This is a genomic window from Sphingomonas sp. PP-CE-1G-424, from assembly GCF_004341085.1.
In the GTDB taxonomy this organism is placed as follows: Bacteria; Pseudomonadota; Alphaproteobacteria; order Sphingomonadales; family Sphingomonadaceae; genus Sphingomonas.
Genome location: NZ_SLXW01000005.1, coordinates 118794 through 133711, shown reverse-complemented (window position 1 = coordinate 133711; position 14918 = coordinate 118794). Strand labels below are relative to the sequence as shown.

15 protein-coding genes are annotated in these 14918 nt (G+C 62.8%); 14 read left to right on the top strand and 1 reads right to left on the bottom strand.

The window, feature by feature from the left end; translation table 11 throughout:
- The coding region (locus C8J43_RS17380) for an AraC family ligand binding domain-containing protein (protein ID WP_207893439.1) at positions 1–395 on the bottom strand (395 nt) is incomplete at its 3' end.
- 400 nt (positions 396–795) lie between these two features.
- On the opposite strand from C8J43_RS17380, the gene C8J43_RS17375 reads away from it, so the two are divergent.
- The 14 genes from C8J43_RS17375 (at position 796) to C8J43_RS17310 (ending at position 14706) form a co-directional block, all read left to right on the top strand.
- Positions 796–1470: a hypothetical protein gene (locus C8J43_RS17375; RefSeq protein WP_133031971.1), complete on the top strand. Its 675-nt coding sequence runs from the start codon at positions 796–798 to the stop codon at positions 1468–1470.
- Between the two features lie 382 nt (positions 1471–1852).
- The gene (locus tag C8J43_RS17370; protein ID WP_133031970.1) at positions 1853–2758 is read left to right on the top strand and encodes a HEPN domain-containing protein; all 906 of its coding nucleotides are present in this window, start codon (positions 1853–1855) and stop codon (positions 2756–2758) included.
- Between the two features lie 115 nt (positions 2759–2873).
- Positions 2874–4904 carry a conjugal transfer protein TraG gene (locus C8J43_RS17365; RefSeq protein WP_133031969.1) on the top strand — a complete coding sequence of 677 codons (2031 nt, stop codon included), beginning with the start codon at positions 2874–2876 and terminating at the stop codon, positions 4902–4904.
- Complete coding sequence (locus tag C8J43_RS17360) at positions 4901–5305, top strand: CopG family transcriptional regulator (protein ID WP_133031968.1); 405 nt, start codon at positions 4901–4903, stop codon at positions 5303–5305. The genes C8J43_RS17365 and C8J43_RS17360 overlap by 4 nt, the downstream gene beginning before the upstream one ends.
- A 44-nt stretch (positions 5306–5349) precedes the next feature.
- Positions 5350–6303, top strand: a complete 954-nt coding sequence (gene trbB / locus C8J43_RS17355; RefSeq protein ID WP_133031987.1) for a P-type conjugative transfer ATPase TrbB — start codon at positions 5350–5352, stop codon at positions 6301–6303.
- 2 nt (positions 6304–6305) lie between these two features.
- The gene (locus C8J43_RS17350; RefSeq protein WP_133031967.1) at positions 6306–6638 is read left to right on the top strand and encodes a TrbC/VirB2 family protein; all 333 of its coding nucleotides are present in this window, start codon (positions 6306–6308) and stop codon (positions 6636–6638) included.
- Positions 6638–6916: a VirB3 family type IV secretion system protein gene (locus C8J43_RS17345; protein WP_133031966.1), complete on the top strand. Its 279-nt coding sequence runs from the start codon at positions 6638–6640 to the stop codon at positions 6914–6916. Before C8J43_RS17350 ends, C8J43_RS17345 begins: the two co-directional genes overlap by 1 nt.
- Entirely contained in the window at positions 6910–9342 is a 2433-nt protein-coding gene (gene trbE / locus C8J43_RS17340; RefSeq protein WP_133031965.1) for a conjugal transfer protein TrbE, read from the top strand. The genes C8J43_RS17345 and trbE overlap by 7 nt, the downstream gene beginning before the upstream one ends.
- Before the next feature lie 81 nt (positions 9343–9423).
- A complete protein-coding gene (gene trbJ / locus C8J43_RS17335) occupies positions 9424–10122 on the top strand; it encodes a P-type conjugative transfer protein TrbJ (RefSeq protein WP_243645650.1) in 699 nt (232 codons plus the stop codon).
- 122 nt (positions 10123–10244) lie between these two features.
- On the top strand, positions 10245–11549 hold the full coding sequence (gene trbL / locus C8J43_RS17330) for a P-type conjugative transfer protein TrbL (RefSeq protein ID WP_133031963.1): 1305 nt from the start codon (positions 10245–10247) through the stop codon (positions 11547–11549).
- Between the two features lie 4 nt (positions 11550–11553).
- Positions 11554–12372 (top strand): conjugal transfer protein TrbF, encoded by an 819-nt coding sequence (trbF, locus tag C8J43_RS17325; RefSeq protein ID WP_133031962.1) that lies wholly within the window; start codon positions 11554–11556, stop codon positions 12370–12372.
- Positions 12373–12566: 194 nt separating this feature from the next.
- Positions 12567–13253, top strand: coding sequence for a P-type conjugative transfer protein TrbG (gene trbG, locus C8J43_RS17320; protein WP_347812518.1), 687 nt, complete (start codon positions 12567–12569; stop codon positions 13251–13253).
- A complete protein-coding gene (locus C8J43_RS17315; protein WP_133031960.1) occupies positions 13250–14479 on the top strand; it encodes a TrbI/VirB10 family protein in 1230 nt (409 codons plus the stop codon). The genes trbG and C8J43_RS17315 overlap by 4 nt, the downstream gene beginning before the upstream one ends.
- Entirely contained in the window at positions 14479–14706 is a 228-nt protein-coding gene (locus tag C8J43_RS17310) for a DUF2274 domain-containing protein (protein WP_133031959.1), read from the top strand. The genes C8J43_RS17315 and C8J43_RS17310 overlap by 1 nt, the downstream gene beginning before the upstream one ends.
- Positions 14707–14918 lie beyond the last annotated feature (212 nt).

Below are 14918 nucleotides of genomic sequence, written 5' to 3'. Positions count from 1 at the left end.
TCCAGCGTAAGCGCCGGGGCTTCATCGAGTTCGTGCGCGATGGTCTGCGCCAACCGAAAGGCATAAGGATCGCGGATGCAAAATGCTGCGGCTTCTCTGCCTTCACCCCCGGAAATCGCCACGAAGCGTCCCCGCCCGCCGTGGAACCGGTCCTCATGGGTGGTACCTGGCGGATTGTAGATCAGAACAGGAGTGTTCGACACCAGCGGTGCGCCGACTGCCGACGACATATAGCCACCGGAGAGCACCAGAACGAAATGCGCCTCGTCATGACTGTGTCGCTGCACCTCTTCCTCTGGCGCGTTTGCGTCTAGCGCGTGGAAGGTGAAGCCAGCAGCCTCGCGCCACTCCGGACCGCTTCCCCAAAAATCCGTCCGGCTGCGCCTCAAAACCATATGGGCTGTGTGGACTAGCTGAGCTGGGCACACCAGTCCGCGCATATTCGGCAACCGAATGCCGCTGCCCGGATTTCGGAATAATACATGAACAAATGTCTGAAGCTGAGAAGGGTAAAGTCCTGTCCAGATGTCCGATTATGGGTCAATCTGCCGGTCGGCAACGGCCTAAACCTCGGCTTTTACTCTTGCAGGTGGGCATTCGACACCGGCTCTTAAACACGCTCGACGCATCAAATTGATCGGATCGCCATTCTAGCGGAGACCATTTCAAACGGGGGCAGGGGCTGCTGCTCTTGATACCGGCCTCGTTCTCACATTCTGGCCATTGTCTCGATTGATCGGTAGCAACCTTGGCCGCCTTGGCTAAGCTAGGGGCTCAACATCAGGAGTTCGCCGGATGAAGTTTGTCCCCGTGGTTGCCCTGTCGGTCATCGCCCTTGCAGGCTGCTCGAATCCGAAGGAGGCGAACAAGAGCAATTTCGAGCATGCTGTTAACGAATGGATCGAGAAGGGACCGCCATGCCTCGACGTCCCCAACGGAACGGTCACCGCACCGGGGCAGAAGTATGACGCGCTCCCAGCCTATGTCGAGGCTGTGCCGAAGACGCAGCCGTTCGCCGAGGAGTCCCGACAGAGGCGGCTGGCGCCGCTCGATGCGCTTGTCGATGCAGGTCTTATGAAAAAGACGCCTACCGAAATCGAGCAGCAGAACATGTTTGGTGGTGCTGAGCGCAAGGTGGCCGTCATTGCCTATGATTTCACGAACGAAGGCACGGCAGCTTTTAAGGACGATGCGGGATCCTCGACGATGGGCGGTAAGCGGTCTGGCCTGTGCTACGGGAAGCCGCACGTCGACGAGGTCACGAACTTCACGCAGCCGGCTGACATGATGGGCATGACGTTATCGCAGGTGAGCTATAAGTATCACCTTGCGGACTTGCCTGCTTGGGCGAAGAACGCGAAAATGAAGGTCGCTTTTCCGGATCTGGCCCGCAATACAGCAGAGAGCCTCGATGCCAAGGCGGCCGTCGTACTAACGAACGACGGATGGAAGCACGAAAAGGCGATCTGACCATCAGCCTCAACCAGGTGGTTGTTGTGCTTGCCATCAAAAGCCAGCTTCGCCGGATGACGAAGACTCCGGTCCGGTTGCGGACGCATTCGCGACAGCAACGCGGCTTCATAACAACTTCTATCGCGGCATGGTTGGCGATAAAGAAGCTCCTCGCCACTCCTGCCGGGTGGCGAGGCTCGTTCCCAAACCATCCTTTTGTGAAAGCCTAGCGGTCAGAGGGGGGGGCTCGCCGCCCAACTCCCCCCTGGCCGTGGACATGGACAAGCGGCCGGAGTTGGGGAGCTGAATTGACGCTCTGACCATCCGCTTCTGGGTTACGCTTGCCAAAGCGACGGAAACCGCGCTTGCCATCTGAGTGGTTGTCGAAGAAGATTCCTAAATGAAATCCGACGTCGATCATTTGCCGATAGTGCAACAGGCCGAGCTGGAACGTGTGCAGCGCGTCCTCATGGCGGAGTTCGCCTCAGCAATCGGTCGCGCGACGACGGCGTCACGGCGAGACGGCAAGATTCTCAAGATCATCCTGTTCGGCTCTTATGCGCGCCACGACTGGGTCGACGAGCCCGCGAACGGCTATCAGTCCGATTTCGATCTGCTGGTGATCGTCAATCACGATGACCTCACCGACATCGCCCACTACTGGTACGTCGCTGAAGATCGCATCCTGCGAGACGGTGCGATCACGCGTCCGGTCAACATCATCGTGCATTCGCTGAGCGAGGTGAACCACGCCCTCAAGCGGGGCGAATACTTCTGGGTCGATATCGCCCGTGACGGGGTCATTCTCTACGAGCTGCCCTGTCATCCGCTCGCGACGCCGATGCCGCTGACGGCAACAGACGCCTACCAAATGGCTGAAGCCTATTTCAGCGAGTGGTTGGCGAAGGTCGATGACGCTGTCGAAATCGCTGATTTCTGCATTGAAAAACACAAGCTGAAAGACGCAGCTTTCACTCTGCATCAAGCAACCGAGCGCGCGTACATCTGCTTCCTGCTCGTGCGCACGCTTTACTTCCCCAGGTCTCACAACATCAAATTCTTGCGCTCGCTGGCAGAGGATCACGAATCACGACTGGTTGAGGCTTGGCCGCGTGATAGCCGGATCGACCGTCGCCGTTTCCAGCTGCTCAAGCGTGCGTACGTCGAAGCGCGCTACTCGACCGCGTACGACGTCACAATCGAGGAGATATGGGCAATCTTGGCTTCTGTTCGAGCTCTTCGGAACATCGTAGAAAGAGTAAGCCGTGAGCGCTTGAAGCAATTGCGCGAAGCGGCCGTAGTTTGAGGTTCCCGGTCATCCGGCTGCAACCCTCCGCATAGCTCTATTATCCACCATGTAAGTTCTCCTCGCTTTCGAGGAGTCATTGCCCGTCGGCATTTTGTTCGACGGGAGCCATCGCGTGAAGCCCACCAAACTTCTAATCGGCCAGATCATTGTCGTCTTCGCCGTCGTAGTCGTGGGTTTGTGGGCGGCGACGCAGTGGGCGGCGGCAATGCTCGCCTATCAGCCCGAATTGGGCCGGCCCTGGCTGATCGTCGGCCGCGTTCCGGTCTATGTGCCCTGGGCCCTGTTCGGCTGGTGGTATTCTTTCGATGCCTATGCCCCACACGTATTCGACAAGGCGGGCATGCTGGCTGGTGCGTCCGGCTTTCTCGGCTGTGGCGCCGCCGTGGCCGGCTCACTGTGGCGTGCGCGCCAGCGCAGCAATGTCACCACTTATGGCTCGGCGCGATGGGCTAATGCCCGCGAAATCTATCAGGCCGGACTACACAGTGACGCGGGCGTAATGCTCGGTCGGATCGGCGGGCGATACCTTCGCCATGACGGCCCCGAGCATATCATGTCGTTCGCGCCGACCCGTTCGGGCAAGGGTGTCGGCCTTGTCGTGCCGACGCTTCTGTCGTGGACCGGTTCGACCGTCGTGCATGATATCAAGGGTGAGAACTGGACGCTGACCGCTGGCTGGCGCTCGCGCTTCTCGCACTGCCTGCTGTTCAACCCCACCGACACACGCTCGGCGCGATACAACCCTTTGCTCGAGGTTCGCCGCGGTACAGACGAGGTGCGCGACGTCCAGAACATCGCCGACATCCTGGTCGATCCAGAGGGCGCACTCGAACGCCGCAATCATTGGGAGAAGACCAGCCACTCGCTTTTAGTCGGAGCGATCCTCCACGTCCTTTATGCCGAGGAAGAGAAGACGCTCGCCCGCGTCGCAACCTTCCTGTCCGATCCGCAGCGCAGTTTCGTCGCCACGCTCAAGCGCATGATGTCGACCAATCATGTCGGCACCCAGGATGCGCCGAGGGTGCACCCGGTGGTCGCATCCGCGGCCCGCGAGTTGCTCAACAAGAGCGAGAACGAGCGATCGGGCGTGCTGTCGACCGCCATGTCGTTCCTCGGCCTTTACCGCGATCCCACTGTCGCCGAGGTCACCTCGCGCTGCGATTGGCGCATCGCAGATCTTGTCGAGGGCGATCGACCGATCTCTCTCTACCTCGTCATCCCGCCATCCGACATCAGTCGGACCAAGCCGCTCGTGCGGCTCGTACTGAACCAGATCGGACGCCGCCTTACCGAGCGGCTCGACCAGCCTGGCCCCAACGCTCGCCGGCATCAGCTGCTCATGATGCTCGACGAGTTTCCGGCATTGGGTCGCCTTGATTTCTTTGAGACGAGTCTTGCCTTCATGGCCGGCTACGGCATCCGCGCTTTCCTAATTGCGCAGAGCCTCAATCAGATCGAGAAGGCGTATGGGGACCACAACGCCATTCTCGACAATTGCCACGTCCGCGTCGCGTTCGCGACCAACGACGAGCGCACCGCGAAGCGCATCTCCGACGCGCTAGGGACGGCGACCGAACAGCGCGCGATGCGCAACTATGCCGGGCATAGGCTGGCTCCGTGGCTCGCGCACGTCATGGTCAGCCGCCAGGAAACCGCGCGCGCGCTCCTGACGCCCGGCGAGGTCATGCAGCTGCCCGCAACCGACGAGCTGGTGCTGATCTCCGGCCTCGCGCCGATCCGAGCCAGCAAGCTCCGTTACTTCGAGGACAGCAATTTCACTATGCGCGTCGCGCCGGCTCCGGTCTTGAGCGATGGCGTTTATGCCGATCGCCCTACGCCCCGGTCGAACGATTGGGGGAGCTTTGCGCGACGGCCTGATGCCCGTCTCGAACCTGCCGCAGATGCTCTCGACGGTGCCGACGACGGGGGCATGCAGCACCAACGCCATCCCGGTCACCCGGAAGACGTCACCGTCAAAACTGACGAGATCGAACCAGCAGTCGACGTTGGCGCCGTGGACGATGATGACGCGGTTGCCGATCAGCGTGCGATGGAGCGTGTCCGCGGACTGACGGTCGCCGCGCAAGCATACGGCATCGACGAAGGCGCGAGCCATGATCTCATTCCGGGGATCGTACGATGAAGGTGCGGCAGAACCTCTACATCGATCGCAAGATCAGCGATGCGTTGGAAGCGCTCGCATCGAAGCCCGGTGGCAATAAGTCGCGATTGGTGAACGATGCGCTTGCCGATTGGCTCGGCCGCCAAGGCAAGAGGGAAGTCGACGATCTTTTGAAGCTGCGGCTGGATCGCATGTCGCGCGAGATCGGCCTGGCGCGTCGAGACATCGAAGTCCTGCTCGAGAGCCTCGCGCTCTTCGTCCGCTACCAACTGCTTGTGACCGCGCCGCTGCCTGAAGCTGACAAAGCGGCGCTCGCGGTCGGCATGGACCGTTTCGAGAAATTCGTCGGGCAGGTCGGACGCCAGCTGGCAACGGGCAGAAAGACGTTCACCGCACCGGATCCTTGGGAGACGGCGTCGTGACTGCGGCTGCATCCGACACGATCTCGGCAGGCCGTCGGCGCGCTATGCTGCGCACGGCGATGGGACCCACTATTGCCGCGGCGCTGGCCGATCCATTGGTCCTTGAGGTCATGGTCAATCCCGATGGCGCGTTGCGCCTCGATCGCCTCGGCGAGGGGCGCACCGACACTGGTGTGCGCTTCGACGCCGCGCAGGTCGAACGGATCATCCGCCTTGTCGCCAGCCACGCCCACACCGAGGTGCATGAACTGGCGCCGATCGTGTCGGCGGAACTTCCGCCGCATGGGGAGGGGGCCGGGGAGCGCTTCGAAGGGGTGCTGCCTCCCGTCAGCCTCGCGCCCTGTTTCTCGATCCGCAAGCCGGCCACGCGGATTTACACCCTGATGGACTATGTCGCCGACGGGATCATGTCAGCCGACGTCGCCCGTGTGCTGTCACTCGCCGTGGTCAAGCGTCGCAATATCTTGGTCGCTGGCGGCACCAGCTCCGGCAAGACGACGCTCGCCAACGCGCTGCTCGGCGAGATGGCGCATCTCGACGAGCGCGTGATTCTGATTGAGGACACGCGCGAGCTGCAATCGCCTGCGCGCGACACGGTCGCGCTTCGGACGCGCGCGGGCAGCGTCAGCATGGCAGATCTCGTCCGCTCGACGCTCCGGCTCCGGCCCGACCGCATCATCGTCGGCGAGGTTCGTGGCGCCGAAGCGCTCGACATGCTCAAGGCGTGGAACACCGGCCATCCGGGCGGCATCGCGACCGTTCACGCAAACAGCGCGGCATCCGCGCTGCTCCGGATCGAGCAGTTGATCCAGGAAGCCGTCGTGAGGGTCCCCCGCCGTCTCGTCGCTGACGCGATCGACATGATCGTATTCATCGCCGGGCGCGGCTGCGACCGCCGCGTTGAGACGATCGCCCGCGTCACCGGCGTCGATCCCGAAGGCGGTTACGCCGTCATCGACCTTTTCCCTTCGACCACCCGCGCAACCCAAGGAGACTGACCATGCGCAGCTTGCTGTTTTTCCGCCGTGACCACCGTCTGACCGCCGGCCTCGGGATCGGGCTATTACTCACCATGGCCAGCTCCGCCTCGGCGAGCGGATCGGGCATGCCGTGGGAGCAGCCGCTCCAGCAGGTGCTCGAATCAGTCCAGGGACCGGTCGCCAAGATCGTTGCGGTGATGGTGATCATCACCACCGGCCTCACGCTAGCCTTCGGCGAAACCGCCGGCGGCTTCCGGCGACTCATCCAGATCGTGTTCGGTCTGTCGATTGCCTTCGCGGCATCGTCCTTCTTCCTGAGCTTCTTCAGCTTCGGTGGCGGGGCGCTGGTCTAATGATCGCGTCGTCGGGCCAGCATCACATAGATGGGTTCGAGGCACCGATCCACGGCAGCCTCGACCAGCCGATCCTGCTCGGCGGCGCGCCGCGGGTGCTCGCGATCGTCAACGGGACGATCGCCGCCGCGATCGGGCTCGGCCTGCAGCAATGGCCGGTCGGGCTCATTCTATGGGCGGTCGGGCACAGCCTCGCCGTGTTCGCCGCCCGTCGTGATCCGGACTTCGCCTCCGTCCTCCTTCGCCACCTCCGTCAGAAAAGCTATTTCACATGCTAGCCTTGCGCGAATACCGGCACAGTGCCGACCGTCTCGCCGATCACCTGCCATGGGCGGCGTTGGTCGCGCCGGGGGTGGTCCTCAACAAGGATGGCAGTTTCCAGCGAACATTCGCGTTCCGTGGGCCCGATCTTGAAAGCGCGACCGAGGCTGAGTTGGTCGGCGTCTGCGCTCGCGCCAACAACGTGCTCAAGCGGTTCGGGTCGGGCTGGGCGCTATTCTTCGAAGCTGATCGTCTCGAAGCGCTGGGATACCCCGTCAGCGAATTTCCCGACCCCGCCTCTTGGCTCGTCGATCAAGAACGCCGCGCCGCCTTCGAAGCCGCAGGCGCGCATTACGAGAGCCGCTACTATTTCACGCTAACGTTCCTTCCGCCAGTCGACGCGAGTGATGCCGCGGGCCGGTCGATTGTCGATCGCGACGACGGGGCGAGAGGGCGGGATTGGCGCACCGCTCTGGCTGGCTTCATCGCCGAAACCGACCGCGTGCTCGATTTGTTTGCCGCCTTCATGCCCAACGTGCGCGGACTGTCGTCGGCCGAAAGCCTGACGTTCCTCCACGCCTGCATTTCGACCAGCAATCATCCGGTCGCAGTTCCCGATACACCGATGTATCTCGACGCGTTGCTCGCCGACACGCCACTGATCGGCGGACTCGAGCCCAAACTCGGCAACCGTCACGTCCGTACGCTGACCATGCTTGGCTTCCCGAACCTTAGCCGACCCGGCATCCTCGACACGCTGAATACTTCGGATTTTAGTTACCGCTGGGTCACGCGTTTCATCGCGCTCGACAAGACCGAGGCAACCAAGACGCTGACCAAGATCCGTCGCCAGTGGTTCAACAAGCGCAAGTCGATCACGGCGATGCTCCGCGAGGTGATGTACAACCAGCCGGCGCAGCTGCTCGACAGCGACGCCGACAACAAGGTGATTGACGCCGATCAGGCGCTACAGGCTCTCGGCGCCGATTATGTCGCATTCGGCTACATGACGACGACGATCACGGTGACCGATGAGGATCGGACACGCGCCGACCAAAAGGTCCGGGCGGTCGAGCGGATCGTCAACGGGTTAGGCTTCACCTGCATCCGCGAGGGCGTGAACGCGGTGGAGGCTTGGCTGTCTTCGCTGCCGGGCCATGTCTATGCAAACGTTCGGCAGCCGCTCGTCCACACCCTCAATCTCGCGCACCTGATGCCGCTGTCGGCGATCTGGGCAGGGCCGGTCGTCAATCAGCATCTCGCCGGGCCGCCACTGCTTCATGCGCGGACCGCTGGCGCGACGCCGTTCCGGCTGTCGACGCATATTGGCGATGTCGGGCATATGCTCGTGGTCGGACCTACCGGCGCGGGCAAGTCCGTCCTTCTCGCGCTGATCGCCATGCAGTTTCGGCGCTACGCGGGCGCGCAGCTCTATATCTTCGATAAAGGCAATTCTGCGCGTGCCGCGGTTTTGGCGATGGGCGGCGCGCATCATGCGCTTGGCATTGGGGGCAGCGCCGGCGACGCGATCGCCTTCCAACCTTTGCGCAACATCGACAAGGCCGACGAGCGGAGCTGGGCGGCCGAATGGATTGCGGCGTTGCTTGCGCAGGAGAACGTCGCCGTCACGCCTGAGGTCAAGGATCAGATTTGGTCCGCGCTGGCGTCACTGGCGTCGGCTCCCATCGAGGAACGGACGCTGACCGGCCTCGCGTTGCTGCTCCAATCGAACGCGCTCCGTACCGCGCTCAACGCTTACACGCTCGAGGGGCCATATGGTCGCCTGCTCGATGCCGCCGAACAGGCGCTGGTTTTCTCGGACATCCAGTGCTTCGAGACCGAGGCGTTGATGGGGCAGTCCGGCGTCGTCGCCCCGGTGCTCACCTATCTGTTCCATCGCCTGGAAGAGCGGTTCGACGGGCGACCGACGCTGTTGATTCTCGACGAGGCCTGGATCTTCCTTGATCATCCGCTGTTCGCCGCGCGCATTCGCGAGTGGCTCAAGACGCTGCGCAAGAAAAACGTGGCGGTACTGTTCGCGACGCAGAGCCTCGCCGACATCGCCGAAAGCAGCATCGCACCGGCAATCATCGAAAGCTGCCCGCAGCGCATCCTGCTGCCCCACGATCGCGCGATCGAGCCGCAGTCCCGAGCGGCATACGAACGTTTCGGGCTCAATGACCGGCAGATCGAATTGGTCGCCCGGGCCACCCCGAAGCGTCAATATTACCTGCAATCGGCACGCGGGAACCGCCTCTTCGAACTTGGCCTTGGACCGATCGCGCTGGCGCTCTGCGGTTCGTCCGATGCCGCCACTCAGCAGCTGATCGACGCGCTGATCGCCGAACACGGCCCGTTCGACTTCGCCGCCAGATTCCTCCGTTTCCGGGATCTCGGGTGGGCGGCGGAGTTGCTGGGCGAACCTGCTTCCGACGACCGTTAACCCTCAAATACGAAGGAAGGGACCATGTTTTCGCTTACCTTACGTCGTTCACCGTCAAAGCGCCTGAACGCTCCCGCGCTAATGCTGAGCTGCGTCGCGTCGGTCGGTGTGATGGTCGCGTCAACGCCGGCTGCCGCCCAGTTCACCGTTTTCGACCCAAGCAATTATTCGCAAAATCTGCTGACTGCGGCGCGGACGCTCCAGCAGGTCAATAATCAGATTCAGTCGCTCCAGCACGAGGCGACGATGATCATGAACCAGGCGAAGAACCTGTCACGGATCGATTTCCCCGAACTGCAGCAGCTCAACCAGACCATCCATCAGATCGATCAGCTGATGAGCCAGGCGCGGGGAATTGGCTATCGCGTCGGCAACGTCGATACCGAGTTCCAGCGGCTCTTTCCTCAGAGCTTCAACGAAGCGCTGACCACGAACGCGCATGTCGTCGATGCGAAGGCGCGGCTGGACGCTTCGATGGCGGCGTTCAACCAGACGATGCAGGTGCAGGCGCAGGTCGTCGGCAATGTGACCGCGGACAGCGGGCTGCTCGGGTCAATCGTCGAGAAAAGCCAAGGGGCTGAGGGCAGCCTGCAGGCACAGCAGGCGAGCAATCAGCTTTTGGCGCTCGCCGCCAAGCAGCAATTCCAGATCCAGAATATGATGGCCGCTCAGTATCGCGCCGAGGCGCTGGAGGCGGCACGCCGCGTCCAGGCTGAAGCCGACGCACGCGCCGCCACCACCAAGTTCCTCGGCAACGGCACGGCCTACCATCCTCAGTAGAGGCACGCCCGACCCGAGGGTGGTGGCGGGCCTCGCCCTCGGCCGGCCACCACGCCGCGGGGCGCTTTGCCGCTCCCCCAATTTGCTCCGCGGCAATCTATCATCGACAGGACCCATCAATCATGGACGATCTCAGCGTTATCGACCGGTTCATGCAGACGTTCATCCGCTACATCGACAGCGGTTTCGGACTGCTCGGCGGTGACGTTCATTTTCTGGCGGTGACCTTGATAGGCATCGACGTCACGCTGGCCGGCCTGTTCTGGACGATGGGTGGCGACCACGACGTCATGGGCCGCTTCATCAAGAAGATCCTCTACGTCGGTGCGTTCGCGTTCATCCTGAATAGCTTTCCTACGCTCGCCGACATCGTTTTCAGATCGTTCGCCGCTGCCGGACTTACCGCTGGCGGTGGGACGTTGACAGCCGACCAGCTGCTCAAGCCCGGCATGTTAGCGAGTATCGGTTTTTCCGCCGCTTGGCCGCTCCTTCACCAGGTCTCGCAGATGACCGGCTTCACGACGTTCTTCGACAATTTCCTGACGATCATGGTGCTACTGTTCGCCTGGGTGCTGGTCATCCTCGCCTTCTTCGTCCTCGCGATCCAGCTGTTCGTGACGATCATCGAGTTCAAGCTGACAACGCTTGCCGGCTTCGTTCTGGTGCCATTCGCGCTGTGGGGTCGGACCAGCTTCCTGGCCGAGCGGGTACTCGGCAACGTCGTCAGTTCAGGGGTCAAGGTCATGGTGCTCGCAGTCATCGTCGGCATTGGCTCGAACTTCTTCACCGAATTCGTCGGGACGTTGCAGGGCCAGGAACCCGACATCGTCAAGGCGCTCAGCCTCGTGCTTGCCGCTCTGACCCTGTTCGGTCTCGGCATCTTTGGTCCCGGCATCGCGTCCGGGTTGGTGTCCGGCGCACCGCAACTCGGCGCCGGTGCCGCGGTCGGTACGACGCTTGGTGCCGCTGGCGTCGCCGCCCTGGGCGGCGGCGCGGCTTTCGGCGCGGCGGGCGCGGCCGGTAGCGGAGCACTCACCGCAATGCGCGCGGGCACGTCGATGGGGTCGGCCGCATCGACCGCCTACAAGTTGGGCCAGGAAGGTGCGGGATCGAACAGTGTTGGCGCTGGCATGGGCGGCGTCGCACGCGCGGCGGGCAACGCCTTGCGTCAGCGGGCCAGCAGCGCACTCGGGATCGGCGATGCCGCCGCATCCGGTCGGCAGGCCGCGTTCAGCGCGCTCGCGAAATCAACCGCTTCTTCGAGTAGAGCGACAGCGAGTGGCGACGCCCAACATCCCGCCTGGGCACGATCGCGAAAGCAGCAGCAAGATGCCCGCCATCATCGTCAGATTGTCGCGCACACACTGCGCGAGGGCGACCGTGGCGGCGCGTCCGTCACGCCGGACATCAAGGAAAAGGAGGATTGATCCGATGGTCTTCAAACGAAGCGTCCAGCGCTATGGACGCACCCCCGAGCCGGAAACGCCCTATCAGCGCGCAGGACAATTGTGGGATGATCGGATCGGCTCCGCGCGTGTCCAAGCGCGAAACTGGCGGCTGATGGCGGTCGGCGGACTAGCCCTGACCACAGCGATGTCGGGGGCAGTGATCTGGCAATCACTTCAGAGCCGGGTAACCCCCTATATCGTCGAGGTTGATCGGCTGGGTGAAGCCCGCGCCGTGACCGAGGCGCAGGCCGGCTACCGACCGACCGACCCGCAGATCGCGTGGCATCTCGCGCGATTCATCGAGAACGTCCGCTCGATCACGCTCGATCCGGTGCTGATGCGACGGGATTGGCTGTCCGCCTATGACTTCGCCACCCAACGCGGCGGCGTCTTTCTCGGAGAGTATGCGCGTGCGGCCGCCCCGTTCGCGCACATCGGTGAGAAGACGGTGTCCGTGCAGGTGACCAGTGTCGTGCGCGCGTCCGACCAGTCGTTCCAGCTCAAATGGACCGAGACATCGTTCGATCGTGGCGCACAATCTGGCATCACACGTTGGACCGGCATCCTGACGGTCAAGCTCAAGCCCCCGGCAACGGCCGACGCGCTGCGCAAGAACCCGCTCGGCGTTTACGTCGATGCGATCGACTGGAGCCGCGAGCTCGATGGGCCGCAACCGGTGCCGAATTCGCCTGCGTACGCCACGACCCCACCGCCCGCGGTGTCGTCGACTCTCCCGCTCGGATCGCCACTCGATCCGACTCTTGGGACGACCCCGACAAAGCTCGCTTCGGAGAACCAGTAATGACTCGCTCGCCAATCTCACTCGTCCTCGCAGTGCCCGCCTCGCTTCTGGTGATCAGCGTAGCTGCGGATGGAAAGTCGACGGGGCGGTCCGCGCCCCCCCCTGTACTGGCACCTAGTAGTGCGGTCGCACCCGCTAATCGCGCGGGTACGATCGAGCCTGCGCCGCCGACGTTCGTCAATGCCTCGGCCGTGATGCCATTCGTCGAGAACACAATCTACCATGTCTACACTGCACCCGAGCGGGTCACCGACATCGCACTTCAGCCCGGCGAGGTCCTAGGTGCGGTTGCCAGTGGCGATACCGCGCGCTGGGTGATCGGAGACGCGTCGAGCGGCACCGGGGCCGACAAGCGTTCCCACGTGCTCATCAAGCCATTTTCAGTCGGCTTGACGACAAATCTCGTTATCACGACCGACCGGCGCACCTATCATCTGACGGTGTCGAGCGGGGCAGGGGCGCCAATGTCCTCGCTGTGCTGGACCTACCCCCAGGATGCACTGATCGCGCTGCAGAAATCGCAGGCCGCCACCGCCGCCGCACCGATCGCTGCCGTGCCCGATGTCGATTCCCTTCATTTCAACTATTCGATCACGGGAGATCAACCCCAGTGGCGCCCGCTGCGGGCGTTCGATGATGGCCGGCAGACGTTCATCGAATTCCCGCCCACCTTGAGGGTGGGGGAGGCACCGCCTCTGTTCCTCGTCGGCGCAAAGGGTGACGCTCAGCTCGTCAATTATCGGCTGCGCGGTCGCTATTATGTGGTCGATCGCTTGTTCGAGGTTGCCGAGCTCAGGCTGGGCACCAAGCATCAGGACATCGTCCGGATTGCCCGTGTCGGCGAGAGCAACTTTCCGCGCGCCAAGCAGAGGGCATCATGAGCGCTGATCTACCACCTCCGCACGAAGAAGCGCCACTCGCCACGGCGCCAAAGGTCGATCCCGAGTCTCTCGCGTTGCGTGCCAATCCGGCACGGGCAATCCGATTCAAGCGAGGCGTCATAATCTCCGCGGCCGGCGTGGCAGCCGTTGCGATTGCCGCAACGACTTGGTTCGCCCTGGAGCCTCACGCGCTGCACCTCGTCGCCGAAGGTGATGATCAGTCGGTTGTCGCGAAGCCTCCAGCCGATATGCTCAAAGCCTTGCCGACCAGCTACGCAGCGGCTCCTAGACTCGGTCCGGCGTTGCCCGGCGATCTTGGACGACCGATTCTCGACCGGCAGCGACAGCTCGCAAGCGAAACCTCCCCGCCCGTTACGCCTGAGAGCCAAGCCGTCGATCACGAGCGTCAGCGCCGCGCCGATGAATTGAAGGCTGCCCGTCAGTCTGGCTTGCTGGTGCTGCCCTCGGATCGCGGCTCTGATGCCGCCTTGGTCACGTCGTCGGCAGCCGTGCCCGCGACTGCGGGAGCCAACCCTGAGGACGCGAATGTCGCGCTCGATTCGGAACGCGATCCCAATGGGCAGCAACGAAAGGCGAATTTCGTTCGTACCGTTGAGCGAAACGGCACCACCAGTCCCTATGCCTTGGCGGCAAGCCCTTCGCCGTTCACACTCTCCGCGGGCAGCGTCATCGCCGCGAGTCTGATAACGGGCCTGCGCTCCGATTTGCCAGGCCTGGTGACCGCACAGGTCACCGAGCAGGTATTTGACTCGGCAACCGGACGAATTCTTCTAATTCCTCAGGGCGCCCGGCTCATCGGTTCTTACGACAGCGTGGTCGCGTTCGGTCAGAAGCGCGCGCTCGTAGTCTGGCAACGCATTCTGATGCCCGATGGGACCTCGGTCAGGATCGAGAACGCGCCGGCGACGGATCCGTCGGGATATACAGGCTTGGAGGACAAGGTCGATTTCCACACCTGGGCGCTTTTGAAAGGGGTGGTGTTGTCGACCGCGTTGGGTGTCGGCACCGAGATTCAATTCAGCGGGCAAAGCGACCTCGTGCAGGCGCTGCGGCAATCGACCCAGCAGAGCGTTTCCCGAGCTGGCGACCAACTCACCTCACGCAATCTTCAAGTCCAACCGACAATTACGATTCGGCCGGGCGCTTCGGTTCGCCTCGTCGTTCATCAAGACCTCGTCCTTAGGCCCTGGCAGGAGCAACGCTGATGGCCGACCTTAAACTTCCACGCCTTCCTGACCGGACGCCTGTCAAATTAACCGTCACGATGCTGCCGGAACTGCATCAGCGCCTCGGCGACTATGCGGCGGCTTACGCCAACGCCTACGGCGTCCAGGAGCCAATCGCCGAGCTGATCCCGGCGATGCTGAACGCATTCCTCGATAGCGACCGTGAGTTTGCCAAGGCCAAGCGTGGCGGAGCCACACCGGCCTGATATGGTTGATCGTCTGCTTACCGTCCGCGAGGCCGCAACCTTTCTCAAGGCACACCCGAACACGGTCAGAGCATGGGTACGCTCGGGCCGGATCCCCGGTGCCCGAATCGGTCGCGGGTGGCGCTTCATCGAGGCCGACCTTGTGGCGGCAACGCGAGAGGGGTATTCTGCGCCCGCACGAATGCAGCCGAGTGCCTTTCAAGAGGAGGCAA

Excerpts from the sequence above, each read along its gene's own strand:
- C8J43_RS17375 (WP_133031971.1), top strand. The coding sequence starts at position 796 with ATGAAGTTTGTCCCCGTGGTTGCCCTGTCGGTCATCGCCCTTGCAGGC.
- C8J43_RS17370 (WP_133031970.1), top strand. The coding sequence starts at position 1,853 with ATGAAATCCGACGTCGATCATTTGCCGATAGTGCAACAGGCCGAGCTG.
- C8J43_RS17360 (WP_133031968.1), top strand. The coding sequence starts at position 4,901 with ATGAAGGTGCGGCAGAACCTCTACATCGATCGCAAGATCAGCGATGCG.
- trbB (WP_133031987.1), top strand. The coding sequence starts at position 5,350 with ATGCTGCGCACGGCGATGGGACCCACTATTGCCGCGGCGCTGGCCGAT.
- C8J43_RS17350 (WP_133031967.1), top strand. The coding sequence starts at position 6,306 with ATGCGCAGCTTGCTGTTTTTCCGCCGTGACCACCGTCTGACCGCCGGC.
- C8J43_RS17345 (WP_133031966.1), top strand. The coding sequence starts at position 6,638 with ATGATCGCGTCGTCGGGCCAGCATCACATAGATGGGTTCGAGGCACCG.
- trbE (WP_133031965.1), top strand. The coding sequence starts at position 6,910 with ATGCTAGCCTTGCGCGAATACCGGCACAGTGCCGACCGTCTCGCCGAT.
- trbJ (WP_243645650.1), top strand. The coding sequence starts at position 9,424 with ATGCTGAGCTGCGTCGCGTCGGTCGGTGTGATGGTCGCGTCAACGCCG.
- trbL (WP_133031963.1), top strand. The coding sequence starts at position 10,245 with ATGGACGATCTCAGCGTTATCGACCGGTTCATGCAGACGTTCATCCGC.
- trbF (WP_133031962.1), top strand. The coding sequence starts at position 11,554 with ATGGTCTTCAAACGAAGCGTCCAGCGCTATGGACGCACCCCCGAGCCG.
- trbG (WP_347812518.1), top strand. The coding sequence starts at position 12,567 with ATGCCATTCGTCGAGAACACAATCTACCATGTCTACACTGCACCCGAG.
- C8J43_RS17315 (WP_133031960.1), top strand. The coding sequence starts at position 13,250 with ATGAGCGCTGATCTACCACCTCCGCACGAAGAAGCGCCACTCGCCACG.
- C8J43_RS17310 (WP_133031959.1), top strand. The coding sequence starts at position 14,479 with ATGGCCGACCTTAAACTTCCACGCCTTCCTGACCGGACGCCTGTCAAA.